Annotated in this window: 31 protein-coding genes; 28 read left to right on the plus strand and 3 right to left on the minus strand. The window is 51.0% G+C overall.

The window, feature by feature from the left end; translation table 11 throughout:
- Positions 1-93: 93 nt before the first annotated feature.
- On the minus strand, positions 94-540 hold the full coding sequence (locus HMPREF0576_RS00690) for a hypothetical protein (RefSeq protein WP_245527283.1): 447 nt from the start codon (positions 538-540) through the stop codon (positions 94-96).
- A gap of 300 nt (positions 541-840) precedes the next feature.
- On the opposite strand from HMPREF0576_RS00690, the gene HMPREF0576_RS00695 reads away from it, so the two are divergent.
- Positions 841-1,983, plus strand: coding sequence for a prolyl oligopeptidase family serine peptidase (locus tag HMPREF0576_RS00695; RefSeq protein WP_004010044.1), 1,143 nt, complete (start codon positions 841-843; stop codon positions 1,981-1,983).
- 13 nt (positions 1,984-1,996) lie between these two features.
- Here HMPREF0576_RS00695 and HMPREF0576_RS00700 read toward each other — a convergent pair whose 3' ends face one another.
- A complete protein-coding gene (locus tag HMPREF0576_RS00700) occupies positions 1,997-2,758 on the minus strand; it encodes a methyltransferase domain-containing protein (protein WP_004010043.1) in 762 nt (253 codons plus the stop codon).
- Positions 2,759-2,859: 101 nt separating this feature from the next.
- Between HMPREF0576_RS00700 and HMPREF0576_RS00705 the strand changes: the two genes are divergently transcribed.
- From HMPREF0576_RS00705 to HMPREF0576_RS00730, 6 genes are all read left to right on the plus strand, one after another.
- Positions 2,860-4,602, plus strand: coding sequence for an ABC transporter ATP-binding protein/permease (locus HMPREF0576_RS00705; protein ID WP_004008338.1), 1,743 nt, complete (start codon positions 2,860-2,862; stop codon positions 4,600-4,602).
- A complete protein-coding gene (locus HMPREF0576_RS00710; RefSeq protein WP_036324102.1) occupies positions 4,599-6,431 on the plus strand; it encodes an ABC transporter ATP-binding protein in 1,833 nt (610 codons plus the stop codon). Before HMPREF0576_RS00705 ends, HMPREF0576_RS00710 begins: the two co-directional genes overlap by 4 nt.
- A 177-nt stretch (positions 6,432-6,608) precedes the next feature.
- Positions 6,609-8,783: a YcaO-like family protein gene (locus tag HMPREF0576_RS00715; protein WP_004010317.1), complete on the plus strand. Its 2,175-nt coding sequence runs from the start codon at positions 6,609-6,611 to the stop codon at positions 8,781-8,783.
- Positions 8,784-9,019: 236 nt separating this feature from the next.
- Positions 9,020-10,033: a FecCD family ABC transporter permease gene (locus HMPREF0576_RS00720; protein ID WP_004010318.1), complete on the plus strand. Its 1,014-nt coding sequence runs from the start codon at positions 9,020-9,022 to the stop codon at positions 10,031-10,033.
- A 19-nt stretch (positions 10,034-10,052) separates the two neighbouring features.
- Entirely contained in the window at positions 10,053-11,072 is a 1,020-nt protein-coding gene (locus HMPREF0576_RS00725; RefSeq protein ID WP_245527284.1) for an ABC transporter substrate-binding protein, read from the plus strand.
- The gene (locus HMPREF0576_RS00730; RefSeq protein ID WP_004010320.1) at positions 11,069-11,845 is read left to right on the plus strand and encodes an ABC transporter ATP-binding protein; all 777 of its coding nucleotides are present in this window, start codon (positions 11,069-11,071) and stop codon (positions 11,843-11,845) included. The genes HMPREF0576_RS00725 and HMPREF0576_RS00730 overlap by 4 nt, the downstream gene beginning before the upstream one ends.
- Positions 11,846-11,983: 138 nt before the next feature.
- Here the strand turns inward: HMPREF0576_RS00730 and HMPREF0576_RS00735 are convergent, their stop codons facing one another.
- On the minus strand, positions 11,984-12,472 hold the full coding sequence (locus HMPREF0576_RS00735; RefSeq protein ID WP_036324104.1) for a beta-class carbonic anhydrase: 489 nt from the start codon (positions 12,470-12,472) through the stop codon (positions 11,984-11,986).
- A gap of 235 nt (positions 12,473-12,707) precedes the next feature.
- On the opposite strand from HMPREF0576_RS00735, the gene rplN reads away from it, so the two are divergent.
- The 21 genes from rplN to rplQ all read left to right on the plus strand — a co-directional run bounded on the left by rplN (position 12,708) and on the right by rplQ (position 26,388).
- On the plus strand, positions 12,708-13,076 hold the full coding sequence (gene rplN / locus HMPREF0576_RS00740) for a 50S ribosomal protein L14 (RefSeq protein ID WP_004008332.1): 369 nt from the start codon (positions 12,708-12,710) through the stop codon (positions 13,074-13,076).
- Positions 13,076-13,450, plus strand: a complete 375-nt coding sequence (rplX, locus tag HMPREF0576_RS00745; protein WP_004008331.1) for a 50S ribosomal protein L24 — start codon at positions 13,076-13,078, stop codon at positions 13,448-13,450. Before rplN ends, rplX begins: the two co-directional genes overlap by 1 nt.
- Positions 13,450-14,010 carry a 50S ribosomal protein L5 gene (gene rplE, locus HMPREF0576_RS00750; RefSeq protein WP_004008330.1) on the plus strand — a complete coding sequence of 187 codons (561 nt, stop codon included), beginning with the start codon at positions 13,450-13,452 and terminating at the stop codon, positions 14,008-14,010. The genes rplX and rplE overlap by 1 nt, the downstream gene beginning before the upstream one ends.
- A gap of 2 nt (positions 14,011-14,012) precedes the next feature.
- Positions 14,013-14,198 carry a type Z 30S ribosomal protein S14 gene (locus HMPREF0576_RS00755; protein ID WP_004008329.1) on the plus strand — a complete coding sequence of 62 codons (186 nt, stop codon included), beginning with the start codon at positions 14,013-14,015 and terminating at the stop codon, positions 14,196-14,198.
- Between the two features lie 54 nt (positions 14,199-14,252).
- Complete coding sequence (gene rpsH, locus HMPREF0576_RS00760) at positions 14,253-14,651, plus strand: 30S ribosomal protein S8 (protein ID WP_004008328.1); 399 nt, start codon at positions 14,253-14,255, stop codon at positions 14,649-14,651.
- Positions 14,652-14,663: 12 nt separating this feature from the next.
- Entirely contained in the window at positions 14,664-15,197 is a 534-nt protein-coding gene (gene rplF / locus HMPREF0576_RS00765; protein WP_004008327.1) for a 50S ribosomal protein L6, read from the plus strand.
- A gap of 2 nt (positions 15,198-15,199) precedes the next feature.
- Positions 15,200-15,571 carry a 50S ribosomal protein L18 gene (gene rplR / locus HMPREF0576_RS00770; RefSeq protein ID WP_004010322.1) on the plus strand — a complete coding sequence of 124 codons (372 nt, stop codon included), beginning with the start codon at positions 15,200-15,202 and terminating at the stop codon, positions 15,569-15,571.
- Between the two features lie 14 nt (positions 15,572-15,585).
- A complete protein-coding gene (rpsE, locus tag HMPREF0576_RS00775) occupies positions 15,586-16,326 on the plus strand; it encodes a 30S ribosomal protein S5 (RefSeq protein ID WP_004008325.1) in 741 nt (246 codons plus the stop codon).
- Positions 16,326-16,511, plus strand: coding sequence for a 50S ribosomal protein L30 (gene rpmD / locus HMPREF0576_RS00780; protein ID WP_004008324.1), 186 nt, complete (start codon positions 16,326-16,328; stop codon positions 16,509-16,511). Before rpsE ends, rpmD begins: the two co-directional genes overlap by 1 nt.
- Complete coding sequence (rplO, locus tag HMPREF0576_RS00785) at positions 16,511-17,053, plus strand: 50S ribosomal protein L15 (RefSeq protein WP_004008323.1); 543 nt, start codon at positions 16,511-16,513, stop codon at positions 17,051-17,053. The genes rpmD and rplO overlap by 1 nt, the downstream gene beginning before the upstream one ends.
- Before the next feature lie 120 nt (positions 17,054-17,173).
- Complete coding sequence (secY, locus tag HMPREF0576_RS00790; protein ID WP_004008322.1) at positions 17,174-18,469, plus strand: preprotein translocase subunit SecY; 1,296 nt, start codon at positions 17,174-17,176, stop codon at positions 18,467-18,469.
- A complete protein-coding gene (locus HMPREF0576_RS00795) occupies positions 18,466-19,047 on the plus strand; it encodes an adenylate kinase (protein ID WP_004010324.1) in 582 nt (193 codons plus the stop codon). Before secY ends, HMPREF0576_RS00795 begins: the two co-directional genes overlap by 4 nt.
- 4 nt (positions 19,048-19,051) lie before the next feature.
- Complete coding sequence (map, locus tag HMPREF0576_RS00800; RefSeq protein ID WP_004008320.1) at positions 19,052-19,921, plus strand: type I methionyl aminopeptidase; 870 nt, start codon at positions 19,052-19,054, stop codon at positions 19,919-19,921.
- A gap of 167 nt (positions 19,922-20,088) precedes the next feature.
- On the plus strand, positions 20,089-22,416 hold the full coding sequence (locus HMPREF0576_RS09425; RefSeq protein ID WP_245527285.1) for a hypothetical protein: 2,328 nt from the start codon (positions 20,089-20,091) through the stop codon (positions 22,414-22,416).
- Between the two features lie 65 nt (positions 22,417-22,481).
- Positions 22,482-23,150, plus strand: coding sequence for a S26 family signal peptidase (locus HMPREF0576_RS00810; RefSeq protein ID WP_004010326.1), 669 nt, complete (start codon positions 22,482-22,484; stop codon positions 23,148-23,150).
- Positions 23,151-23,340: 190 nt separating this feature from the next.
- The gene (gene infA, locus HMPREF0576_RS00815) at positions 23,341-23,562 is read left to right on the plus strand and encodes a translation initiation factor IF-1 (RefSeq protein WP_036324108.1); all 222 of its coding nucleotides are present in this window, start codon (positions 23,341-23,343) and stop codon (positions 23,560-23,562) included.
- A 23-nt stretch (positions 23,563-23,585) separates the two neighbouring features.
- Positions 23,586-23,699 (plus strand): 50S ribosomal protein L36, encoded by a 114-nt coding sequence (rpmJ, locus tag HMPREF0576_RS00820; protein ID WP_004008316.1) that lies wholly within the window; start codon positions 23,586-23,588, stop codon positions 23,697-23,699.
- A 183-nt stretch (positions 23,700-23,882) separates the two neighbouring features.
- Positions 23,883-24,257, plus strand: coding sequence for a 30S ribosomal protein S13 (gene rpsM, locus HMPREF0576_RS00825; RefSeq protein ID WP_004008315.1), 375 nt, complete (start codon positions 23,883-23,885; stop codon positions 24,255-24,257).
- A gap of 12 nt (positions 24,258-24,269) precedes the next feature.
- Complete coding sequence (gene rpsK / locus HMPREF0576_RS00830) at positions 24,270-24,665, plus strand: 30S ribosomal protein S11 (RefSeq protein ID WP_004008314.1); 396 nt, start codon at positions 24,270-24,272, stop codon at positions 24,663-24,665.
- A gap of 168 nt (positions 24,666-24,833) precedes the next feature.
- Positions 24,834-25,820 carry a DNA-directed RNA polymerase subunit alpha gene (locus HMPREF0576_RS00835; RefSeq protein ID WP_036324112.1) on the plus strand — a complete coding sequence of 329 codons (987 nt, stop codon included), beginning with the start codon at positions 24,834-24,836 and terminating at the stop codon, positions 25,818-25,820.
- 34 nt (positions 25,821-25,854) lie between these two features.
- Positions 25,855-26,388 carry a 50S ribosomal protein L17 gene (gene rplQ / locus HMPREF0576_RS00840; RefSeq protein ID WP_004008311.1) on the plus strand — a complete coding sequence of 178 codons (534 nt, stop codon included), beginning with the start codon at positions 25,855-25,857 and terminating at the stop codon, positions 26,386-26,388.
- Positions 26,389-26,466: the final 78 nt, after the last annotated feature.

The following is a 26,466-nucleotide window of genomic DNA, read 5'->3' on the forward strand; positions in this document are numbered from 1 at the left end:
ATTAATATCGCGGAGGAAGGCTTTAAAAACTCTTGGTGGACCTCACCCGCGGGTAAGGTCCACCAAGAGGATTAGTTATGAAATTGGGCAGTTTTAGATTGCACTGAAGAGGGGCATTAGTCCCGCGCTCATATCGCTCATATCGTTCGTATCGTTAGCCATTTGCATGAACGCCATCCCTCCTACGATTATCATGGACATTGAGATAGCAAAGCTAACGATTCCTATAATTGTGAGCACCATCGCGACAAGTGTCCACACTTTTAGTCTAGAGGTTGGCTCCATATTCTGTTCTAACATCTCTTTTTTCGCCTTGCTGCCCAGATACCAAGCGATAGGCGAAGTAACCCAAAAGAATATGCCGATAATAGCCAGTACCATTACGGTCTGTTCCTGGGGATGCTCATAAGGGCGGGCGAATTGACCGGGCATGGGTTGACCCGGCATCTGCTGGCCCATCGGTTGACCCATCGGCTGACTGGGTTGAAAACCGGGAACCTGACTGGGATTGCCTGGTGGGGACTGATAAGGATTGGACATACTTCCTCCTACAAAATAAGTAAAAATACCAGGTCAAATTTATCAGGAACGGTTCGCAGAGCGCTACCGTTTAGGGGATGGCTTTTTAAGCTTTTGAGTCTGGCTGCAGTGGGGATACTGAACGTGAGAATTTATTCTGTTAGCATCTTCGTATGAACCAGCTGCAGAAGGCAAATGGGGGAGTTTAATCTGATAATGTGAAGTTGTTTTGTGAATTAACACGTAGTACCCCAGTCGCACCAGATTAGAGTGAACGGTACCAGGGATTTCTATGGTACATATTCCATTCGGAGGAAACAGATGGATACCGACTCTGAAAAAGTAGAAATAGATATAGCCGATGGAGGAGTAGTTGCGACTTTTGGCGACAAAACTGTATTTTTGTTACCCCCGACAGATACTGCTGTTGTTCGTAATATTCAGCTTGTAAAAGATTATTTAGTAGTGGTTCGTTGGGAGAGACTTGCAACCGTTTTGTACACCTTCTCTACGGTAGATTGGTCTAAGGCTCCAAGCATCACCCGTTTTATGCCAGCCCGTCCACTGGTAGTAAGGATATCTACCGACGGGCTCAGCATGACTATTGAAGATCCTGTAACAGAACCTAACAACTTTGATATCGACTTTGAGAACATGCCAGATGAGATAACCATACCCAGTCCTTTGCACATTGTCGAAATCCCCACGCCATCTGGCGGACTGTATATTCAGATTGCTACTCCGAGGGATTTGATCCCCAGCAGTACTGAACGATTTGGACAGATACTTGTGACCGCGTATGCGGGATTTGGAATTTGTTTACCGATGGGTTTCAACCAGCATGTGCGTTCGTGGCTGGATGCATCTGGTTCGTGGGCTCAAGTATTTGCTCGAGGAGGTGGAGAACTCGGACACAGGTGGCACCTTTCAGGTACTGGACCAGGTTCGCTGGCAGGCGCAGAAGATATCCTCTCCGCAGTTGAAATTCTGCGGTCAAAAACTATTTGTAACAAGGTGCTATGCTACGGCTTTTCACATGGGGGAACCCAGCTTCTTCGTGCTTTCCTACTCCGTCCTGAGTATTTCACTCGTCTTGTCTTCTGGTCTCCTGTAGTTGAGACGTGTGAGCCTCGCAATACATGGCCGGAACCTTGGTATCTGGAGTATGGCAATCCAAAGGACCCCGCGCAAAGAGAAGCTATGAGATTAGCATGTCCAACACATATGCTTCGCCATATGCATGACGAAATGTCGCACTCACTAGCTAAACATAGTGTTTTGTTTCTCTCGAGCGCTGATGACGACCGGGTATCCCCAAATCAAATTGCTAATTTTAGTTTGGAGCTTTCACACTTTGCCGATGTTAAATTTCAGCAGGCTAAATTAGCTGGTCATGCTGGGCTAAATGGCAATGAAGAAGCTACCGCTCAGCATTGCCTGCTCTGGAAGTTCCTGTGTGGTTGATTCATAGCCATAACTATTTTTTCTGGAAGATATGAATGCACATAGGACTGTCTTCTTTAGCTGGAGTTGCATCCCAGTCTTGCCATATTTCCACTAATTTTAGACCGGAATTTTGCCCGAACTGAATCAGTTGCGAGCGTTCATTCCAGCGCAAGGCTGCAGTATAAACGTCAGGTGCCTGCTGATCCTTCAGAAAAACGAAGGCTTGGGTGAATATCTTTTTATCAGGATAATAAACCTCGCACGACAACGTAACTTCTCCCGGAATTATTCGCATAATGTGTACGCGTTGACCGGATAGGGTGTAGCCTGCCGGGTTCATGCACTCTATGACCAAGAAACCGCCGGGCTTCAAATGCTCTGACGCCCTGTTAAAGAATTCTTGCTGTTTCTCGACTGAGAGCATGGTTTGAATCTCTAAAGCAAGGTTAAAAACCAAATCGAAAGTTTTTCCTAGCTGAACTTCAGCAGGGTCACCCAGATGCTTGACAACGTCACTGCCCGTGTCTTGTTCCTCAAGTTTGGCTAGCATTGCTTCGTGTCTCTCAATGACCTCCACACTCGAGCATTTTCCTACTAGCGGCAAGACGTGGCGTCCGGTGCCGACTGCTGTTCCTAGAATGTCTCCTCCGCCGGACAACCTCAACAGTTGCGCGATTGCAGATTTTGTTTCAGGTCGATATCCAAACTTTTCATGCCATCTATCAGCCCAACGTTGACTGTTGGCGTATTCATTTAGTTCATTGAAATCGACTCGATAATCTAGCATTTTCATCTCTCCCAAGATTTATCCCCGAACACTTTCCGGTTATGTTAGGCTAACCTAAGTAATGTTGTTAAGCCAAGTGCGTGCGACAACAGAGATGAGGGAGATGTATGCCTAACGGTGAGATTCTCAAATTGGGACGTGCAGGATGGATTCCTATGTGTGCCGCGTCTCTTTTCGGGTTACTTCACTCAGCAGTGACTCTTAGCCTTGCCTGGGTTATGTCAAGAATTTTTGCCACCCTTTATTCTGGTGAGTATTCACATCTGGTCGTGTTGCTGGGTGTTCTTGCAGTACTGCTACTGGTGCGCCCTGCGATTGCGCTGGGCAAGGAACTTCTTGTAAGTTTGATTGGCAAGACCGTCAAAATAGATGTCAGGCTCAAGCTGCTCCAACACTTGAATAACATTGGACCTTTTGGCTTATCATCCAAGCGCACTGGAGAAGCTGAAGCATTAGTCACGGACGGTGTTGAACTTCTCGAAGATTACTATGGCAGGTATATTCCCCAAATCGCTGTCACTGTGGTGACAGCGATTACAGTGCTCATTTTGCTGTTTCAGCTGGATTCACTTGTGGCATTCATCGGTGCAATTGTGGTAGTCCTGACACCGACTCTTCCAAAAGCGTGGAACAAGGTGCTTACCCGCCGGGGATACCGACATTGGGAACAATATTCCCAGATGAATGCGGAAGTAGTTGATGCCATGCAGGGCATGACGACGCTGCAACTTTTTAACGGGGTCGAAGAACGGCGTGAAAAAATCGTTTTCACCAGTCAGCAGCTTTTGTCAACAACTCTTTCGCAGATGCGTATCTCGCTGCTTGAGTCAGCGCTGTCGTCTTGGGTTGTGTATGGCGGTCCGGTGATGGTTCTCGCGCTCGGTGTCCGCCAAGCAGCACAAGGAAACATAGCTGTAGACTCTCTGTTCTGGTGCATGTTCTTAGGCGTAGAACTATTCCGTCCTTTCCAAGATCTCAGCGTCAATTGGCATGCCGGCTACCATGGCTATTCAACGGCGCAGAAGGCGCTTAGCTTACTAAAGGCTCCGACTCCTGATGACTCCAGTCTGCCCCAAGAGCACCGACCGCGCACTACAGAAATCCAATTTAATGACGTTTCCTATCGGTACTCTTCAGCGCTACAAGACGCAGTCAGCGACATTAACTTGGAAATACCGGAAGGCGAAACCCTCGGACTAGTAGGGCAATCTGGTTGTGGAAAATCCACAATGCTTGGTCTGTTGCTACGCTTTGGCGATCCCAACAGGGGGAACATTCGCATAGGAGGAGTTGATTTACGAGCACTTTCACGTGACGATAGGTGCTCTTTGATTACGCTTGTGCCACAAGAGCCTGTAATTTTTGATGGCACCATCGCAGACAATTTACGTGCCTGCGCGCCGAATGCCCCGGATGAGCTTCTTAAATCCTTGTGTCTGTCGCTAGGTTTGGAAGATATCGCCCCAATAGACACTTTGCTGGACTTCAGAGTGGATGAGCGTGGTAGCGGTGTTTCTGGTGGCCAGCGCCAACGGGTGGCAATTGCTCGTGCTTTGCTTAGAGAAACGCCTATTTTGTTGCTGGATGAAGCAACCTCGGCTCTCGATGCAGAGACAGAACGATTGACTTGGCGTGCCATTGATAATCATCGCAATAAATTAGCCTCTAAAGGTCGCTCGTTGACGATTATCTCGTCTGCTCATCGTTTGGAATCAGTTCGCGCTGCAGACAGAATCGTAGTTCTTTCTGCGGGAAAAATTGTGGAAATCGGTAATCATGACAGTCTCATGCACCAAGGAGGCACTTACGCAATGTTGGTTGCTACGTCCGAAGAATTGGTGCAATCATGAAACAAATCTTGTATAGAGACGCATTCGGACCAATTCTTCGACTGCTGCCAGGGCTATCACGTTACAAAAAACATGAAGCGCTTATTTTTGTTATGTTATTAATTCATCGCATTTGCGTTACGGCAATCAACGTTATGAGTGCTGCATTAGTGTCGCGCATTCTAATACTTAGAGAAGTCGATCAGCTGGCTTGCTGGATGTTGATTTCATTGGGGTTGCTGGTTCTCTCCGTGGGACTGAGTTGGTGGCTCGATATGTGGTTTGCTCATGTCTATAGCTACAAAATCATCGCAGATCTTCGCGTCGATTTGTTTGATGCAATCAACCGTATTAGTCCCGCAGGGCTACGTCACAGAAAAACTGGCGACGTTGCCGCCGCGGCTATGTCAGATGTAGAAATTACCGAGTGGTTCTATGCTCACACTGTGATTGATTTTCTGGCTACACATGTGGCTAATTTAATCTTTACCATTGCAATGATTATTCTCGTGGGACCGTCAGGTCTTATCTTGCTGGTTGTTACTACTTTGATTTTGCTGGTTCCGATTCTCACTTTAACATTGCAGACCAAGCAAGGAGACAACATTCGGCGTAGTCTTGCAAATCAAAAAGGGCGCTGCTTGGAGATGATTCAAGGTTCTCGCGAAATCATGAGTCTCGGTCTGGCTAATCTCCAGTTAGATGCTATTCGTGACTCTACTTTGGAAGTCCAACGTCATAAGCGCAGTTACTTGATTCGGTCTGGTATAGAAATCGCGGTATCCCAGCTAATGATTTCTGCTGCCACTATTGGTACCTTGGCATGGCTGCTGGGGTTGATGCATTCTGGGAAAGTTAACCTCGCCTCTATCCCTCCAGCCATGATGCTGCTAAGTGCGTCGTGTATTGCTGCTCTCAGCATCTCTTCGATGCTCCGCAAACTCGGCGAAGTTTCTGGGGCAACCAGCCGATATTTTGAGCTAATTGATAAACCTCGACAGGTCCATGATCATGGGAATACGGCAGAATTTACTGACGGCTTGCTGAGTTTGGAATTTAGAGATGTATGCTTTCAATACGATCAAGCTAGGGTAATAAATGATTTCAGCTTGCTCATTCCCGCAGGCTCGTCAGTGGCGCTGGTAGGGCGCACGGGTGCCGGAAAATCTACATTAGCTGCGTTGGTCGTTCGGTTATATGAACCACAATCCGGAGAAATTTATATTGACGGCAAGAGAATAGATTCAATTCCTCTGAAGCAGCTGAGACAGCTGGTAACGCTTGTTCCGCAGCACCCCTACATTTTCAGAGGTACTATTCGCGACAATTTGCTCATGGCTAAACCCAGCGCTTCTGAGGATGAACTATGGCAATCGCTTAAAATTGCCCAAATTATGGACACTATACGGAATCTGCCCAAACAATTAGACACTGTAATTGGAGAACGAGGCGCAACGCTTTCAGGGGGTCAGCGTCAACGCCTCAGTCTAGCTCAGGCGTTCCTGCGTAACTCGTCTATTGTTATTTTTGATGAATCTGTATCCAATCTTGATCCGAAACTCGAGCAAGAACTAATTGAGGCAAGCAGATTTATCTATGAAGGGCGCACCACGATAACCATAGCCCATCGTCTTTCCACGATTAAATCAGCTGACTGCGTGGCTTTTCTCCATGAAGGTAAGTTAGCTGCTTTTGGTCCCCATAGTGAATTAATTCAGCATTGTGAACCATATCGAGAGTTTGTAGCGCCTACTTCTGCGCTAACTGATTACTTGGCTTCTAGCCGAGACTCCAACAGATATATACGTGAGGAGGTGAAAAATGACGGATGTAGTAATCAAGAAGGTTGAAGAAGATGCGTCACAGCGTTTAGTTGCGCCGTGCTGCCACTCTACTTCAACGAATCAGGTTAAGTAATCTGAAAAAGTGATTACCCGGAAGGACGGGAGAGCTTCTACATACGTGCGTTTTGCGTGAAGCTCTCCCGATCTTTCCTTTCAGCTAAATCATAAGTCGAGGTTTAACTAATGGTACTAAACTTATTGAACGATTTGGGACTTTCCAAGGAGACCACTTTTGAGTTGCGTGAGTTACCTCACAACAGTACGTTGCTTACTGATGCGGTTTCTGATAACTATGTAATCGAATCGCCGATACTGCAAGTGCTTTCTTTTTACCACAATTGGTCAACTGGAGACGGGATTGTTCCGCCAGCATTATTGAAGCTCTTCGATAGTTCCCAACGCCTTTACCAATCTTTGAGTAGCAAGTATGGATTGCTCAACTTATCTAGCCTAGAGGTCGATGAGGGAGGAGTGCCACGTGAATCAAATTATCTGTTGGCTGGTAATTCGACACTCGTAAAGGTTCTGTTAAGCACCATAGATAGATCTGATGTTGCAGCATATGCTGGATCTGATGATGAGGTGATTAATGCTGCTTTCTACGTAGACGCGGTGCCAATTAGATTTGAGCCTCAGATGGATAATCTAGCTTTTGGACATTTTGAGCAAATTGCGCGCAATTACCGAATTCAATGGTGTCCCGTGTTCCTCCGGCAGAATACATTGTGGATTGGACCCGTATTATCGTCGTCTGTGGGACCTTCGTGGGATGATTTAGTGCGTCGCCGGGTTGCCGCCCATTTTAGCGAACCAATCGCTCGCGCTTTAGGGCAACCCTCTCTGAATGGGTCGATCATACTGTTGAGTCCTGATGCTATTACTAAGGCTTTTAATCTTTTGCCACAGTTAACACCAGGTGACATGCTGGAAATCGGTTTGGACGCTTCTGTTAAGGAGCACACAGTATTAGCTTGGTCCGCAAAATTAGACCCTAAACGCACTTGCATTACTCCAAAGCAGCTCATCTCAAATGAATGTGGAGTTATTCGTAGAATTCGTAAAATCTCTCACCGACCGGATTTGCCATCTCAAATGATTACGTACCAAGCCGATATGTCATTCACGCAACGCGTCACGGGCTGGAATTGTGCTTATACCTGCGAAGGTTCATCTTTCGGTGATGAGAACAAAGCTTACTTTGCCGCTATAGGTGAAGCTTGCGAACGGTATGCTGGAAATACTTTAGATACTTTGCCCGTAAAACATGGTTCCTACAATGAATTATGCGTGCAAGGATTTCAGGTACTCGAACCAAATTCCATCGTGCTATTCAGCGAGGAGCAATACAGTCGAAGCGATTTCCCATTTACTCCCTTTACAAGAGATTTGCGTCTCGGTTGGGTGCCTGGAAGTTACTTAGACACCCGCGATACGGTGATGATTCCCGCCGCACTAACTTACTCAAATTGGTATTCGTACCCCAACGGTGGAGAGCCTCCGTTACTAAAATGTCCGTTTGCCGGCATTGCGGCAGGTGAATGCCTTGAGAGCGCGATTCTTAGTGCCATAGAAGAGGTGATAGAACGGCATGCAACTATGACCTGGTGGCTTACAGGTGTAACCCTTCCACTTCTAGAGATGCCACCACAAGTTCTTGAACAGCTTGGTGAAATTCCAGATTATCAGGAACTGTTCCTCACCCGTCTACAAAATATATTCGATTTTCCAGTTGTATGTGCCACTGTGGTTAATCATAAACAACAAACTATAAATATGGGATTTGCCGCACGCGTCAACGAAACAGATGCTGCGCTGAAAGCACTGTTGGAAGCTTTTAGTCTCCAGGAGGGTAGTATTGATTTGCTCAATCCCGAAGGCTCGCATTGGAATGCCATTAAAGAAGGACTTCTACCTAGAAGCGGACTGCGACGCTACCGCCATGATCGGAAGTATTCGACAGAGTATAAAACAGACTTCTCCGACTGTACGGACCTTATGTCGCAGCAGCAATATTATCTAGATCCCAGCGTACACGATAGTATTTTGCGCATTATCAAATCGCATGAATCTGTACCGCTTGATACAGACCCCCGTCATACTCGCAGCATTGGAAGTTATATAAAGCTTCTCGCAAAACGAGGTTTTCGTCCGATTGTTGCTGACCTCACCCCGCCTGATATAGCGCAGACCGGAATGAAAGTTGTGCGGGTAATCGTCCCCGGTACAGTGATGAATTCTCCCGCAGCATTTCCACACTTGGGCAACGATGTCGTACGGCGTAATGCTGTTCAGCTGCGATGGCTGGCCGCTGGGGAGACTAAGGTTCATTGGAATTTACGTCCACTACCCCATGCCTAAATTCATCGATTATCTTGCTAATTGATGTCATCGTAGGGCGAAACGCACTTGGTGGCTAGCGAAGTCCCAAATCCTGCGACACCTCGGAGCTCTAACTATCCACAGTAGAAACAGCCGTAGGTTCGAAGATCTCGAGGAGCTGCAGATGGCAAGTGGATTCGGGCAATTGTTCAAGTAGGTGTCGGCATGGTAGTCTACACCCTAAGGGTAGGCTAACCTAACAGAAAGTTAAGTCATTGAATAGGCGTGCGAGAATTTGGACTGCGACTCTGGGAGCTCTGACTATTGTTTCTGTCGTTCTTGCCATAGGGGTAGGTCCGGCTTCTGTTAGCCCCGCGGCTACTCTCGACGTTATATTGTGTAAGCTCTCGGGAAACTATGCGGGTGTTCCTCAACGCGACCTGGTTATTGTCTGGGATATACGAGCACCACGGGTAGTTCTGGCTGGCTTGGTGGGGATGGGGCTCTCGATTTCTGGAGCTGTAATCCAATCAGTGGTTAGAAATATCCTGGCTGATCCGTACTTGCTCGGAATTGCCTCTGGGGCATCAACCGGGGCTGCAACTGTAATGGTGTTTGGGGCAGTTGGAATATTCGGGTTAACTCTGGGAGCCTTTGCTGGGGCGCTCATTTCAATTTGCGCTGTCTTTCTTTTAACTACCGTAGGTGGCGTTCTGACCGCGGAGAGGGTTGTGTTCGCTGGCATAGCCGTAGGTCTATTCATGAGTGCGCTAACAAATTTAGTGGTATTTTTCTACGGTTCGCAGGCTTCAGCTCACGCGGTAATGTTCTGGATGCTAGGTTCATTGGCCTTAGCGAGTTGGAATCAGTTACCTATACCTGCTGTCATCACGTTGCTTACTATTGCTATATGCGTTTCGCAAGGTCCACGTCTTGATGCAATTTCACTGAGCGATGATACAGCCAGAGCATTGGGATTCAATCCACAAACCTTGCGATACGTAACGATAACGGTGATAGCGGGATGCGTTGCATCGTTGGTAGCAATCTCTGGAGCTATTGGATTCGTAGGGTTAGTCGTTCCGCATATCGCGCGGCATCTTGTCGGTGCTACTAGTCGCAGTGTAGTTCCCACCGCAGGAACCCTGGGGGCGCTTCTTCTTATATGGGCTGACGCCGTAGGCCGGGTCGTATTTGCACCTCGAGAATTACCGATAGGCGTAATTACAGCATTGGCAGGTACGCCATTACTCATGCTTTTAATCAGGAAACAGTACAAATTCTCATAGACATACAGAAAGGAAAACAATGAGATATAAAACACTAGGAGCACTGGTTGGTGCTATTACGCTGCTCGCTTCGCTAAGTGCCTGTGGAGATGCAAGCAAATCTGAGTCTTCAGCATCAGGGGAAAATAATCAGAGTACCAATTCAGTTTCTTACCCCTTAGAGGTTGATTCATGTGGCAGGAAAGTAACAATTGAAAAAGAGCCCACGAAAGTAATGTCCATCGGGGTAGCTTCTGGAATATTTGCTGCGAAAGTTGCCAAGAAAGGTCAGTTCGTCCTGCGGTCAGGAGAGCTGGGCGAAAAAAATCCGTTAGCAGACGAGTACGGCGCTGAACTGTGGGATGAAGCTAGCCCTTCAACAGAGGGCATTATCGAAAAGGGTGTTGATTTAGTTATCGGTGACTTGTACGGTAAAGCCGATCCCGATAAGCTTGCTGCGGCGGGAATTCAGATGTACATACCGAGCGTATTATGTCAGCACGCCAAAGAAGAAAATCCGGATTTGGTTAAAGGTGATGTTTCACCAGTAAAGCTAACGGATGTTGAAAACGATATTCAGGAACTTGGTAAAATATTAAATAACCCTGATGCGTCAGAAAAAGCAGTTCATGAATTCGACAGCAAGTATAAAGAAGCTAAAAATACCATCAAAGATAGTGGTAAGTCAGCCACATTCTTGTTCTATTTCTCTGAGCAGTACCCGGTGATGTCTGTAGGCGAAGGTGGTATTGAGGGCGCGATTATGAGGGAATTAGGTTTAAAGAACATTTTCTCTGACCATAAAGAAGCCTACTTGGAAGAAGTTAGTTGGGAGGCTGTTCTGCAGGCTAATCCCGACGTGATAATTATAAAGTACGGCAGAACAGGCTCAACCTTTGAACAGGACAAAGCACGACTTCTCAAAGAGCCGGGAGCTGATACCTTAACTGCAGTCAAGAATGACAATATTATCGGCATTGCGAATCGTGAAACTTGGCCCTCGCCTGAAATCGCTACAGGAATGCTTGAACTAGCCAAGAATATTAATAAAATCAAGTGAACACCTACGATTGCAGGAATATAACCTTCTCGTACCAAGGGACCGTTAGCGGTAAACCGCTGCTTGACGATTTATCGCTAACGGTCCCTACGGGGATTACGCTTGGAATTATCGGACCAAACGGTTCAGGTAAATCGACTCTCATAAAGTGTTTGTATAAGTCGATTATCCCACAGAAAGGTATTATAAATTTTAACGGTACGGATTTAAATCAAATCAGTACCAGACAACTATCGAAGCTCCTTTCAGTGGTGGTACAGTCGGAGACGGCAGCTCTTCCTCTAACCGTTAGAGAATATGTTGAATTAGGGAGAGCTACGTACCACAATGCGTTTGAGGGCTATTCATCTCAAGATGCTGAAATCACCAATTCAAGCATGGAAATGCTGGGTCTTTGCGAATTGGCAGATGTTCCAATAACTAGAGTTTCTGGAGGAGAACATCAACGTGCCAAGTTAGCGAGAGCGCTCTGTCAATCTACCTCGGTTATGCTACTTGACGAGCCGACCAATCATCTGGACATATATTTCCAGCATCAAATTCTAAAAATCGTCAAGAAGCGCAATCTTTCAGCAATAGTAGTTCTGCACGATTTAAACCTAGCTGCGATTTATTGTGAATTAATTGCAGTATTGAATAAAGGCAAAATTGTTGCCCTGGGCAAACCAGAAGATGTACTCATTCCGGAAATCCTTGAAGACGTGTACCGTGTAAAGGTGCAACGCATAGATACCAAACACGGGGTACAGCTTCTGTTATTACCAATGAACTAATATGCTGTATGAAACTGTTTATGAACTAAAAATCGGATTTCTGTTTAGCGAGTAGTTTTGGTGTTGACTAGGTCTTGCAGGTGTAGTCTCCGAAAGGCGGGCATCGTCTTCGGAGCTACCGGCTGCGCCTGTCGTGATTCAACACGCTTGGGTGACTTGTCCGGTCTCTACGTCGTACATAAACCCGCCGACTTCGGCAAACCCCTTAATCAGGGCGTGATTGCGTAGCGTCTCTACGTCATCGCGCAAATGTTGAGCTTGGTTTGGGTCAGCCCCGAACACCAAATCCCCAACGGGTTGACCTGCATGTGCGACTACATCGCGTTGAAATCCTGCCTCGTCAATGGAAGCCATGGTGCAACGGGTATGCTCTAGCAGCATAATTCGATCCACATTAAGTTTATGGACTGCGGCGATGGTTCCCGCCAAGGTATTGGGACTCAAAAATCCGCCAGGAGTGCGCAGAACTTTGGCTTGACCGACTTTGAGCCCGAAAATCTCAAGAGGATCAAGTCGGGAATCCATACAAGTCACAATCAGTAGTCCATGCGGGGGAGCTCCGGGAAGCCCACGGTAGGGAAAATTTTTCGCGAATAGAGCATTAGCCTGCAGCAAATCATCAAACACATTTTTAGCTTAGCGTTTTTTGCCGTGAGGTGGATGTCAGTTCGGCTGTAGTTTGCTACTCCAGTCGATAAATACTAGACTTGGAGGGTTGCTTTTGGCTGAGACCTCTCACAAATGTGTCTGTGTCAGCCAGGGGTTTCAATTCCGCCTGTTCGAGGTGGGATTTTTGTGCCCTCGCAACGCAAGATAGGTTCGGCAAGGCTCTATTGAGAACCGGCCAGACGAAGGAGAAAAGATGATTCAGCAGGAGTCGCGACTGAAGGTCGCCGACAACACGGGGGCTAAGGAAATCCTTTGCATTCGTGTAATGGGCGGCTCGAAGCGACGCTACGCCGGCATCGGCGACACCATTGTCGCGACCGTCAAGGATGCTATCCCTGGCGGTAACGTGAAAAAGGGTGAAGTCGTCAAGGCTGTCGTAGTCCGCACTAAAAAGGAAACCCGCCGCAAGGACGGTTCCTACATTCGTTTCGACGAGAACGCCGCTGTCATCCTCAAGAACGATGAGGAGCCGCGCGGCACCCGTATCTTCGGGCCCGTCGGGCGTGAACTTCGTGAAAAGAAGTTCATGCGCATTATTTCACTCGCCCCGGAGGTGATCTGATGGCAGCAAAGTTGAAGGTTGGCGACGAAGTCGTGGTCATTACTGGTCGCGACAAAGGAAAGCACGGCCGGATTCTGCAAATTGACCGGAAACGTGAACGTGTAGTGGTCGAGGGCGTCATGATGATGAAGCACCACAACAAGGCGGGACGGACTCAGCAGGGTCCGACTGGTGGCATCGAGACAAAAGAAGCCTCCATTCACATTTCCAATGTGATGTACTACGAACCCGCGGCTGCCAAAGCCAAGCTCGGCAACACGACCAAGAAGATTGCGGGTACCCGTGTGGGTATGCGTGAAGAGGTCGTAGAGCGCGACGGTAAAGAAAAGACCGTCCGCATTCGCGTGTCCAAAGCTACCGGGAAGGATCTGTAATGGCAGAGGAAAATTACACCCCGCGGCTGAAGACCAAGTACCGCGAAGAAATTAAGGGTCAGCTGCTCAAGGAATTCCAGCACCAGAACGTTAACCAGGTTGGCGGCTTGGAAAAGATTGTCGTGAACATGGGTGTGGGTGCTGCTGCGCACGACCACAAGCTCATGGAAGGCGCTATCTCTGACCTGTCAATCATTACCGGTCAGAAGCCCGTGGTTGACAAGGCTCGCAAGTCCATCGCTCAGTTCAAGTTGCGTGAAGGTTCCCCGATTGGGGCACACGTTACACTGCGCGGTGACCGCATGTGGGAGTTCCTCGATCGTTTGCTTTCCACGGCTTTGCCGCGTATCCGCGACTTCCGTGGTTTGAGCTCCAAGCAGTTCGACGGTCACGGAAACTACACTTTCGGCTTGACCGAGCAATCTGTGTTCCATGAGATTGACCAGGACTCCATCGACCATGTACGGGGGATGGACATCACGGTCGTAACCACCGCTGCTACTGATGACGAAGGCCGAGCACTGCTGAAGTACCTCGGTTTCCCGTTCAAGGAGGATTAAGAATGGCAAAGACCGCTTTGAAGAACAAGGCAGCGCGCAAACCCAAGTTTGCGGTGCGTGCCTACACTCGGTGCCAGCGCTGTGGTCGCCCACATTCGGTGTATCGCAAGTTTGGCTTGTGCCGTATCTGCCTGCGTGAGATGGCCCATAATGGCGAGCTCCCCGGCGTTAAGAAGTCTTCCTGGTAAACACATTAAGGGGCAGGTCGATTACGAAACCGCCTCAGAAAGGGCCCAAGCCCAATGACAATGACTGATCCTATAGCAGACATGTTGACACGTCTGCGCAACGCCAGCTCGGCGTACCACGAGTCGGTATCTATGCCGTACTCGAAGATGAAGGCCGCTATCGCGAACATTCTTCAGACTGAGGGTTACATCAAAGACTACGAGGTCGAGGAAGCGCGAGTCGGCAAAACTTTGACGCTCAACTTAAAGTATGGCGCCAAACGTGAACGCGCGATTTCCGGAGTGAAACGCGTCTCTAAGCCCGGTTTGCGGGTGTATGCAAAATCCACCAAACTGCCGAAGGTCCTGGGCGGTCTGGGCGTAGCGATTATTTCGTCCTCGTCCGGTATGCTCACTGACCGCGAGGCAGCCGACAAGGGTGTAGGCGGAGAAGTTATCGCCTACATCTGGTAAAAGGAGGCTGACATGTCGCGTATCGGTAAGATTCCGGTGGAGATTCCCGCCGGTGTGGAAGTAAATATCAATGGACAAGACGTTTCCGTCAAGGGTCCCAAGGGTACCTTGGCTCTGTCCGTGGCGAATCCGATTTCCGTGCAGGTTGACGGTTCGACCGTGGTCGTGACCCGTCCTAATGACGAACGTGAGTCTCGTTCACTGCACGGCTTGACCCGTACCCTCATTGCCAACATGGTAGAGGGTGTCACCAAGGGATACGCCAAGGTTCTGGAGATTCAGGGCACTGGTTACCGTGTCAATCAAAAGGGCGCTGGACTGGAGTTCCAACTCGGATTTTCGCACCCCGTCAATGTGGAACCCCCGGAGGGCATCACGTTCAAGGTCGAAGGTAACCGGGTTACCGTCGAGGGTATCTCGAAGGAACTGGTCGGCGAAGTCGCCTCGAATCTGCGCAAGATTCGTCCCCCGGAGCCTTACAAGGGCAAGGGCGTACGCTATCTTGGTGAAAATGTTCGCCGCAAGGTCGGAAAGGCAGGTAAGTAATCATGGCTTATTCTGTAAAGGGTAAAGGCAAGAGGCTGTCGCGTATGCGTCGCCATCAGCGGGTTCGTAAAAATATGTTCGGATCTGCGGAAAAGCCGCGTTTGGTCGTAACCCGTTCTAACCGACACATGGTCGCTCAGCTTGTCAATGACTACGAGCACAAGACTATCGTGAGCGCTTCTACGATGGAAGATGCCTTGCGTAGTGCTCAGGACAACAAGGTCGCCAAGGCGACCGAGGTCGGCAAGTTGATTGCACAGCGCGCCAAAGCCGCTGGGATTACTCAGTGTGTGTTTGACCGCGGTGGAAATATGTATCACGGTCGCGTTGCGGCTGTGGCTGAAGGTGCCCGCGAGGGCGGACTGAGTCTGTAAGGGAAGTTGAGAAAATGGCTGAACAAGAACAGCAGATTACAGGCGAGACCGCAGACTCTGCGGACCAGACCACGAACCTTGGCGCTAACGACGCCCAGGACCGTGGCGGTCGCCGCGAGCGCCGCGGAAATCGCCGTGAACGCGATGACCGCCGTGACAATCGTCGTGGCGGCAACGCTGATGACAAATACATCGAACGTGTGGTAACCATCAACCGCGTGTCCAAAGTGGTAAAGGGCGGTCGTAACATGTCCTTCTGCGCTCTGGTCGTGGTTGGCGACGGTGAAGGTACCGTCGGTGTTGGTTACGGTAAGGCAAAGGAAGTTCCGGCAGCGATTGCTAAGGGCGTGGAAGAGGCGAAGAAGTCCATGTTCCATGTTCCGATGATTCGCCACACTATCGTGCACGAAGTCCTCGGTGAGGACGCTGCGGGCGTAGTGTTGCTGAAGCCGGCTTCTCCCGGTACCGGTGTAATCGCTGGTGGTCCGGTGCGTGCGGTTATGGAATGCGCCGGAATTCGTGACGTTTTGTCTAAGTCTCTGGGCTCTGACAATGCGTTGAACATCGTGCGCGGTGCCGTGGCTGCCTTGAAGCAACTCGAGCAGCCCGAGGCTGTCGCGGCTCGTCGTGGTTTGCCGCTGGAGCGTGTTGCTCCTGCCGGTATGCTGCGGGCTCGCGCCGAAGGCGAAGCTCAAGTGCGCGCCGAAGCGGTTAAAGCCGAGGCTGAATTGGCTGCCGAAGGAGTGAGTGCGTAATGGCTAAGAACCTGAAAATCACTCAGGTGAAGTCCACGATTGGTTCCTCGCGAGATCAGCGGGCGACTGTGGCAACCCTGGGATTAAAGAAAATTCGTCAGTCTGTGGTGCGACCCGATAATCCTGCCGTGCGCGGTCAGATTCAAAAGGTGCGCCACCTAGTAAGTGTGGAGGAGGTCGACTGATGAGCGAGAGCGAAAAAGAAGAGACCGCAGCGGAAAAGTCTGCAGCAAAGAAAGCTCCGGCCGCTGCTAAAAAGGCAGCTGCTAGCGATAACGTTCAGGTGACTTACCTGCACCATTTGCGTCCCGCGCCGGGCTCTAATAAAGCCAAGACTCGCGTCGGTCGCGGTGAAGGCTCTAAAGGTAAGACTTCGGGTCGCGGCACCAAGGGTACCAAGGCACGTTACCAAGTGCCTCTGGGCTTTGAAGGTGGTCAGATGCCGATGCATATGCGCTTGCCTAAGCTGCGCGGCTTTAAGAACCCTTTCCATGTCGAGTATCAGGTAGTGAACCTGGATCGCCTGTCTGAAGTGTTCCCTGAGGGGGGCGCTCTGACGGTTGACGACCTGGTTGACAAGGGTCTGGTCCGCAAGAATTGCCTGGTTAAAGTGCTGGGAACCGGTGAAGCGACAGCCAAGTTTGACTTGACTGTAGATGCCTGGTCCAGTTCCGCTAAGGCAAAGGTCGAGGCACAAGGCGGGTCTTTGACCGCACGCGTTCGCTAAGGATTACGGCGGGGTACAACATCGTACCCCGCCGTTTCCACCATTTCTCTTGTATCGGTATCATGTTTAGCTAGGAAGTGAGCTGCGCTCACGGACTTGCCGAAATTCTTTGGAGGACATTTGTTTACCGCTTTTATTCAGGCTTTCAAAACGCCTGATCTTCGTAACAAGCTGTTGTTCACCTTCTTTATCATGGCTCTGTTCCGCTGGGGTTCGTTTATTCCCCTGCCGGGTGTTGATTACGCCACGTTAAAGTCGGTCATCTCTGATGTTCAGAACAATGGGTCGCTGCTCGACTTGGTGAACATGTTCTCCGGTGGCGCTTTGTTGCAGCTGTCCGTTTTTGCCTTGGGTATCATGCCTTACATTACGGCGTCGATTATCATCCAGCTGTTGCGCGTAGTCATTCCTCGTTTTGAGGATTTGCACAAGGAAGGTCAGACCGGTCAAGCAAAGCTGACCCAGTACACGCGGTACTTGACTATCGCTCTGGGCGTCCTGCAGTCGACTTCCATCATCACCGCTGCTCGCACCGGCACGCTGTTTGGGCGAGCTTCAAATCAAAAGATTATCCCCTCGGATTCCGCCTGGATTTTCATCCTCCAAATTTTAGTGATGACGGCGGCTACCGGCTTGATTATGTGGATGGGTGAGCTGATTACCGAAAAAGGTGTCGGCAATGGTATGTCGATTCTGATTTTCACCTCTATCATCGCTAACTTGCCGCGAAAGCTGTTCGCCATCGCTGGTGGTAATGGCGGTATTCAAAAGTTCTTGGCAATCGTTACTCTGATTCTGCTGGTGACGCTGGCTGTGGTTTATGTGGAACAGGCAATGCGTCGCATCCCGGTACAGTATGCCAAGCGCATGGTGGGGCGCCGGATGTACGGCGGCACCACCACTTACATTCCGCTGAAGATTAACATGTCTGGCGTTATCCCGGTCATCTTTGCGTCCTCGATTCTGTCCCTGCCAATGATGCTGGCACAGTTCGGTGACCAAAATGCCAAATGGATTCAGTGGATTAGCATGAACTTCCGTTCCAGCTCTTGGTTCTACCTGGTTATTTATGGCTTGCTGACGTTTGCGTTCGCGTTCTTTTATACTTCGATTACTTTCAACCCTGAGGAAGTCGCGGACAACATGAAGAAGTACGGCGGTTTCGTACCCGGTCTGCGCGCAGGTCGTCCTACGGCTGATTATCTGCACTATGTGATGACTCGTATCACTACGGCAGGTGCAGTCTACTTGACTATTGTGGCTCTGGTCCCGCAGATTGCGATGGTTGCCATGAACGTGCCCCAATTGCCCTTCGGTGGTACTACAATTCTGATTATTGTCGGCGTTGGTCTACAAACGGTGAAAGACATTAACGCCCAACTTCATCAGCATCACTACGAAGGATTCATGGCATGACGACAAATTTGGTGATTATGGGCCCTCCCGGCGCGGGTAAAGGGACCCACGCCAAAGAGATTGCGACACATTTTCATATCCCCTGGATTTCTACCGGCGATATTTTCCGTAAGCATAAGGCGGAAAAGACCGAGCTAGGCAAACTTATTGAGTCTTATATTGACAAAGGTGAGTTTGTCCCCGATTCGGTTACAGACCGGATTGTCTGTGAGCGTATCAGCCAGTCTGATGCTACAGCCGGATTTCTGCTCGATGGCTATCCTCGTTCCATTCCCCAGGCGAAAGTCCTCAAGGCTGTCCTGGCTGAAGCTAATGAGCGGGTAGATGCGGCGATTTATCTGGATGTTAGCGCTGCCGAGGTAAAACAACGTTTGCTGAAGCGTGCTGAAATTGAGGGTCGTACTGATGACACACCCGAGGTCATTGACCACCGTCTCGAGGTGTTTTTCGAAGCTACACAGCCCCTGCTGGACTTTTATGAGCAGGAAGGCGTGCTGCGCAAGGTCGATGGGGAAGGCACCATTGCTGAGATTGCCCAACGCTTGCTCACCGTGATGGAAGAAATCGAAAGGAACTAGCTCGGTGTCAGTCCAAGACCGGCGCATTGAGATTAAGTCCACTAATCAAATCCTCAAAATGCGTCGCGCCGGAATGGTGGTAGTCGCGATTCACCAGGCTCTGCGCGAGGCTTGTGAGCCGGGTATCACTACCGGGGAGCTGGATCAGATTAGCGCTGCCGTCATCAAGCGCATGGGCGCGAAGTCGAACTTTTTGGGTTACGGTGGCTTTCCCGCTACCGTGTGTATCTCGATTAACGAAGAGGTAGTTCACGGGATTCCGGGGAATCGGGTGCTGCAATTTGGCGACTTGGTGAGTTTTGACTGCGGTGCCTACATCACAGATGACGCTTCGCGCCAATGGCACGGAGATGCTGCCTTTTCGATGATTTGTGGCGGTGAAACGCATGCTCGCCCAGATGATTTGCAGCTGCTTTCCACGACCGAACGTGCGTTGTGGTCAGCCATAGCCGCCTTGGCGAACGCGAAATATCTGGGTGAGATTGGCGATGCCGTTGAGAAAGTTGTGGCAGAAGATACGCTCCGTTACGGCTGGGAGCCAGGCATTGTGGAGGAGTACGTGGGACACGGTATCGGCACCGCCATGCACCAGGCTCCCGATGTGTTGAACTATTCCACACGCTCTCGGGGACCAAAGATTAAACCCGGTATGGTGTTGGCTATCGAGCCTATGTTGACCCGAGGAGGTTCTGTCACCAAGGAACTGTCCGATGGCTGGACGGCGGTCACCGTCGACGGGTCTAGGGCTGCTCACTTTGAACATACGGTGGCAGTTTTACCCGGTGGGGTTTGGGTTTTGACGGCTCCAGATGGAGGACGAGCCGGACTGGCTCCCTTTGGGCTTTCTCCGCGAGCGATAGCACCTCGAGGTTGAAGTTTTCCCAAGTTTTGCTAGGTAAGCCTCTAATTCCCGTGATTTTGAGCGAAAATCCGCTTTTATTGGCAAGTTTTGTCGTTTGATTTAGGTTTCACTGGGGGTGCCTAATATAGAATAATTAGAGCTGTGCCGTCCGGCACTGTGAATGGCAAGGAGAATACAACGTGGCTGAAAGCAGCAACCCCGCAATCCCCTCTCGTTTCAACATGGGAGTTCAGAGGTTTTCCCGGTTTGTGCCCGAAGATGATGGGTATCGTCCCCCGACGTTGACGGCTCAAGGTCGTGAGGACGTGGAGCGCTTGCGAGCGAAAGTACGCAAACATAATCCCGGCTACATCTATACGAACGGGGTTTCTTTGCCGTCCCAGCTGCCTAGCGTGCCGGAATTGTTGGACGAACTCGCCAGCCACGTGCGTTCTGCCCGCAGCGACCATGGAATTCCAAATACGCCCTTGCCCGAGGTTGAAACCTCCGAACTTGCCAAGGCAGGTTTTGACTGGAAGGCTATCGCGGATTGCGCTATCGAGGCTCTCGAAACGGGTTCACGCCGACCGCTGCCACTGGCTAACGATCCGTCCGCAGCAGAGATTCCCGGTCTGAATATCATTGCGGCAGCGCGGGCAGCGTCCCCTACAACTCCAGCTTCGCAGCCACCTGCTGAGCCCGAATCGGAGACTTTACCCACAGAAACTTCTGCCAGCGAATCTGACCAGCAGTCTAGCGAGGCACCCGAACCGGAATCATCCACAACTCCGACAGATACTCCAGCAGACGTGACCGAACCTTCGATTCCCGAAGACGAGACACCGGTAGCGCCTGCCCCGCAGACAACGGTGGCTGAGACCCCGATGCCAGAAGAATCCGTACCTTCGCCCGAAGAATCGGTGGCTGGCGTGGAACCTGCCCCGGAAACGGCTCAGCCTACGCTTGACCACGAGTCGCCCGTTACCGAGGTCCCGGTCGTCGAACAGGCTGCACCCAGCTCTGTTCCAAAGCCTGCAGAAGTTGCCGTCAGCGACGCTGAAGCGGTTGAGGTAACTGAGGAATCGTCTGCACAGAACCCCGATGTACAGAGTCCCGAGGATGCTGTGGAACATCCGTCCGCGGAACTTACAGAGGAACAGCCTGTTGAGGTGGTGCCCGAGGAGCTTCCCGTTGCAGAAACAGAAACTGAAATCGCGGACGAGACTCTCTCCGCAGAGCTTTCTGCCGCAGAAGACCTGGTCAGTGAACGTGTCTACGACGATAACGTGCTCGAAGCGGAAGGAAATGACGATGAACGCTTCGTAGGTGACGTGGAAGGTGAGATGGCACATTGGGTCGTCAATCCTGAAGAACCTGAAGAAGTCTCGATGGCAGCGGAGGAACCAGCCACAACGACAGATGAAACCGTGACTACTGATGAAGTTGTGGCGACAGAAGAGCCATCCGCAACCGACCTTGTGACCAATTCTGAGCAAACCGCAGCGTCCCCAGATTCGCAAGTTGCTGAGGAACTACCTCCCGCCGCACTGCTGGAAGAAACGGAAATTAATGAGCCACTGTTGGAGACAGAACTGACTCAGCAGGATGCCGTCTCCACCGCGCCTGTGGCGGAAGAGGAACTTGAGGTTGCCGAAGAACCTCCCGCTGCAGAGGCAGAACAGCCTGCTGCCGCGGAAACTGATTCCACCGTGGAACCCTCCGAGGAACTCTCTGCGGAACTTCCCGAGGGACTTCCAGAAGAACTTTCCGAGATGGCGGCTCCAATCACCGAGACGGAAGATGCCTTCGTAGAGACTGACGTTGACTTGGGGGATTTAGATTTTGGTGATTTGGATGATTTAGCCTCCGAGATTGAGCCGGTTGACATGCAGACTATGCCAGAATCCGGTCATCCCGAACAGGTTGAGGAATCTGTTGCTGATGGGCCGGCGGATACCGCTGAATCAGAGGAAGAACTCCCAACTGAACAGCTTGAAGATACCGAAGCCTCCGCAGAAACGGCTTTGCCTGGCAGCGAGGCCATTGGGATGGAGGAGCCTGCGGCAGACTTTGCCTCAGATCCAGAGTTGGTAGACCAGGATGAAATTGACCTGGGGGATTTTGCTGATACAGACTCCGAAGTTCCGACAGAGCTGCCCGTTGCTTCCTCAGATGAGCTGACTGAGAGCGATGTCGCTGAGGGATATGCAGAAACTGCGGTTGACGCTGCGGACCAGCCTTACTGGGGGGAAAACGCCGAGGAAATGCTGACCCAAGTCGATCAAACCGAGCCGGTTTATTCCGAAGAACAGGTACCTTTCGATATTCCTCAGGTGCAGGGCGACATTCCCGAAGCGATGCAAGAGGGATACCCCGAATGGGACCCGGCCGCTGACGCTGAAGAAATGCCCGGAGCCGATGAAGAATTGTTTGCGGCAGAGTACGAAGCGGGAGAATACGAGACACAGCCCGTCAAACAAGGGTTCTTTTCGAGACTTTTTTCCAAGAAGTCAAAGAACGCCGGTTGAAGGACCATACGCAGAAGCTAATAACAGGTAAAATACCAGTACGCTCAGGGAGGTGAGCCCAGTATATGACCATGCAGTCTAACCGCATTGTTTCGCTGCTAAACAAGCAGTCGCAGCACCCTCTGCGCAATGCAATTATTTTCATGATTGGCTGGGTCATCCTCATCTTGGTGGGCGTGGTCTTTATCGTGACCACAGTGATTCCGCGGACTCAAGGTTATGTCGCCACCGTGGTTCCCGACGACTCTATGAGTCCGACGTTATCCCGGTCAGATTTGCTGCTGTTCCAAAAGATACGCCAGGAGGGCGCGCAAAAGCTCAACCCCAATGACATCATCGCTTACCAGCCCACCGAAGCGGTGAAATATAAGATTGCGCGAATCAGCGAAGTCATGGGGACCGGTAAAGACATGCAGTTTGGGGTGAAGTTTGATAATCCTCAGGCGGAATCTAGTGATGGAACTGTGACACTGGATATGGTGCGGGGGACGTTGCGTTACAAGGTGCCATTCTGCGGTACCGTAACCCCGTTGCTTCCACCTCCGGCGGTTTCATACATGCTGATTTTTGTCGCCCAGTTGCTGCTGATTTATGCCGGATGGCAAATCGGTACGTCTATGATTAATGCCCGCGACCCGCAGCGTCAGGCACGCGCAGCGCGACTGCGGACTGCCGCCCTAGCCGGGAACTTGGAGACCACACGCCAGCGGTTGCGCCGACAAAGTCTTAAGTAGCCTGCCCCAGAGGCGTCCACGGTTTCTCCGCGCGCGGCAATGTCCTGCCGTTACGGAGAGACTTTCAAATTTGGTGTTCTTTGAATAAAAGGTTTAGAATCAACTTTTGGACTGTCTGATGGCAGGAATACCTGTCTGAGGATAGAGTCTGATGATCCAAAAGACATTTTGCGGAGGATTGGTTAGCCCTATGGGGAAAAAAGACGGAGTCATCGAGGTTGAAGGTACGGTAGTTGAGGCCTTGCCCAACGCGATGTTCCGGGTGCAACTGGCCAACGAACACGTGGTTTTGGCGCATATTTCAGGAAAAATGCGCCAGCATTACATCCGTATCCTGCCTGAGGATCGCGTGGTAGTCGAGTTGAGTCCTTACGACCTCACTCGAGGCCGTATCGTGTATCGCTACAAGTAAAATGGCCTAACTCGGAGGAAAAAATGAAGGTTAACCCCAGCGTTAAGCCCATCTGTGATAAGTGCAAGGTAATTCGCCGGCACGGTCGCGTGATGGTGATTTGCGAAAACCCGCGTCACAAGCAGCGTCAGGGCTAAGTCCCGACGCGTTGCTCTCGACGCATGACCCGATTTGGGTCAAGCACCCGCCAGCGGCTGGTCGTGTACCTGTTGTTTCAGGTGTAACGAGCGCCGTAACCCTCGGTATCAGGGGCCGAGGCTACGCTACTGAAAGCGTGGAAGGTCGGGTGACGGCCTCTGACAAGAATACAGGAGAAATACATGGCACGCCTGGTAGGTGTGGATTTGCCGCGCGAGAAGCGCATGGAAATCGCTTTAACATATATTTACGGGATTGGACGTACCCGTGCGACGGAAACCTTGGCAGCGACCGGTGTGAGTCCGGATACGCGAGTCAAGGATCTTACCGAAGACGAATTGATTGCCCTGCGCGATTTCATTCAGGCCAACTACAAGGTCGAGGGTGATTTGCGTCGTGAAGTTGCTGCCGACATTCGCCGCAAGATTGAAATCAACTGCTATCAAGGGCGTCGTCACCGCGCGGGCTTGCCGGTTCACGGTCAGCGCACCAAGACTAATGCGCGTTCTCGCAAGGGACCCAAGCGCACCGTTGCTGGTAAGAAGAAAGCGAAGTAAGGGGGATAAATCATGGCAGGTAAGTCTCAAGCCACTAAGTCGCGCCGTAAGGAACGTCGGAACGTTACCGAGGGCAACGCTTATATCAAGTCCACGTTCAACAACACCATCGTGTCTATTACAGATCCGTCCGGTGCCGTTCTCGCTTGGTCGTCTTCCGGTCAGGTCGGTTTCAAGGGTTCGCGTAAGTCGACGCCGTTCGCAGCCCAGCTGGCTGCCGAAGCCGCGGCTCGTCGCGCACAGGAATTCGGTCTGAAGAAGGTGGACGTGTTTGTTAAGGGTCCGGGTTCCGGTCGCGAAACTGCGATTCGTACCCTGACTGCTACCGGTCTGGAAGTTGGTTCCATCCAGGATGTAACTCCGCAGGCTCACAACGGCTGCCGCCCTCCGAAGCGTCGCCGCGTCTGATTGCGCTTGTGTCCGACCCGGTTGAGCCGTTGGCGGTCCTCACCAGGAACGTACGACGGCTGACCGGGATTCGGCAAATAAACTTTCAACCCAAAATACTCAAATCCCCTCGCCAAGGATTTGGAGCCTGAACCGGTGTGGTGGCGGATGCCGGAAAGGAAATCAACAGTGCTTATTCAAGCGCAACCGAAGCTGACTGAAGAAGTTATTAATGACCAGCGCTCTCGTTTCACGATTGAGCCCTTGGAACCAGGTTTCGGGTACACTCTGGGTAATTCCCTGCGTCGCACCCTGCTGTCCTCGATTCCTGGCTCGGCAGTGACCTCCATCAAGATTGAGGGAGCTCTGCATGAATTCACGACCCTGCCGGGCGTGAAAGAGGACGTGACCCAGATTGTTTTGAACATCAAGGAAATCGTCTTGTCTTCGGATAACGATGAGCCCGTGGTGATGTACCTGCGCAAGACTGGGGAAGGCGAGGTCACCGTGGGTGACATTATGCCTCCCGCGGGCGTGGTGATTCACAACCCGGAGCATCACATTGCCACTTTGAACAAAGACGGCAAGTTGGAAATCGAGCTGACAGTGGAACGCGGTCGCGGATACGTCTCTGCGTCTCAGAACAAAGACCCAGAAGCGGAGATTTCTCGCATTCCAGTGGACTCTATCTATTCCCCGGTGCTGAAAGTTTCCTACCGAGTGGAGGCCACTCGTGTGGAACAGCGTACCGACTTCGATCGTTTGGTTGTTGACGTGGAAACCAAGAAAGCCATCCTGCCACGTGACGCGATGGCTTCCGCGGGTAAGACCCTCGTAGAGCTGTTCGGGCTGGCTCGTGACTTGAACCACGATGCCGAAGGTATCGAATTGGGACCGTCCGGTAACGACGCAGCTCTCGCTGAAGATTTGGCTATGTCGGTGGAGGACCTGGATCTGACCTCCCGCGCGTTGAACTGCCTGACTCGTGAAGGCATCAATACCGTAGGGGACCTGGTGGCTCGTTCTCAGGCAGACTTGCTGGATATTCGCAACTTTGGTCAAAAATCCATTGACGAGATCAAGGAAAAACTGGCTGGAATGGGAATGTCTTTGAAAGACACCCCGATGCCTGCTGTCGAAGGCGCAGACATTCCCCAGTTCAGTGATGAAAACTAACTTTTGAGACACGATATAAGGAGAATTAAGAATCATGCCTAAGCCCACGAAAGGCCCCCGTTTGGGTGGCAGCCCGTCTCATGAGCGGATTATGCTCGCGAACCTGGCTTGCGCCCTGTTTGAGAATGAATCTGTAACCACCACCGAAGCACGCGCTAAGCGCCTGCAGCCGCTGGCTGAGAAGCTCATCACCAAGGCTCGCCGCGGTGATTTGCACGCTCGTCGCCAGGTGCTGGCCAAGCTGCGTAACAAGGCTGTAGTCGCCAAGTTGTTCGAGGAAATCGCTCCCGCCATCGATAAAGAGCGCGAAGGTGGCTGCACTCGCATCGTAAAGATGGGATATCGCAAGGGCGACAATGCACCTCTGGCGGAAATCTCTCTGGTGCTTGAAGGCGTCGAAAAGAAGAAGAAGGCTAAGCCGGCTGCGCCGAAGAAGGACGCTGCCAAGCCGGAGGTAACTGAGGCGGAATCCGATACGAAGGAAGCCGCTGCGGACGCGCCCGCAGCTCCTGCCGAGGAACCGGCAGAAGCCAAGACTGAGGAAACTCCGGAAGAAAAGGCTGAGTAAGCCAACTCAAATTTCTGGGAGGGTCGGGTTCATTTGAACCCGACCCTCCGGTTTTTTGAGCGCTGCACCATAAATTCG

Source organism: Mobiluncus holmesii ATCC 35242 (assembly GCF_000185445.1).
Taxonomy (GTDB): Bacteria; Actinomycetota; Actinomycetes; order Actinomycetales; family Actinomycetaceae; genus Mobiluncus; species Mobiluncus curtisii.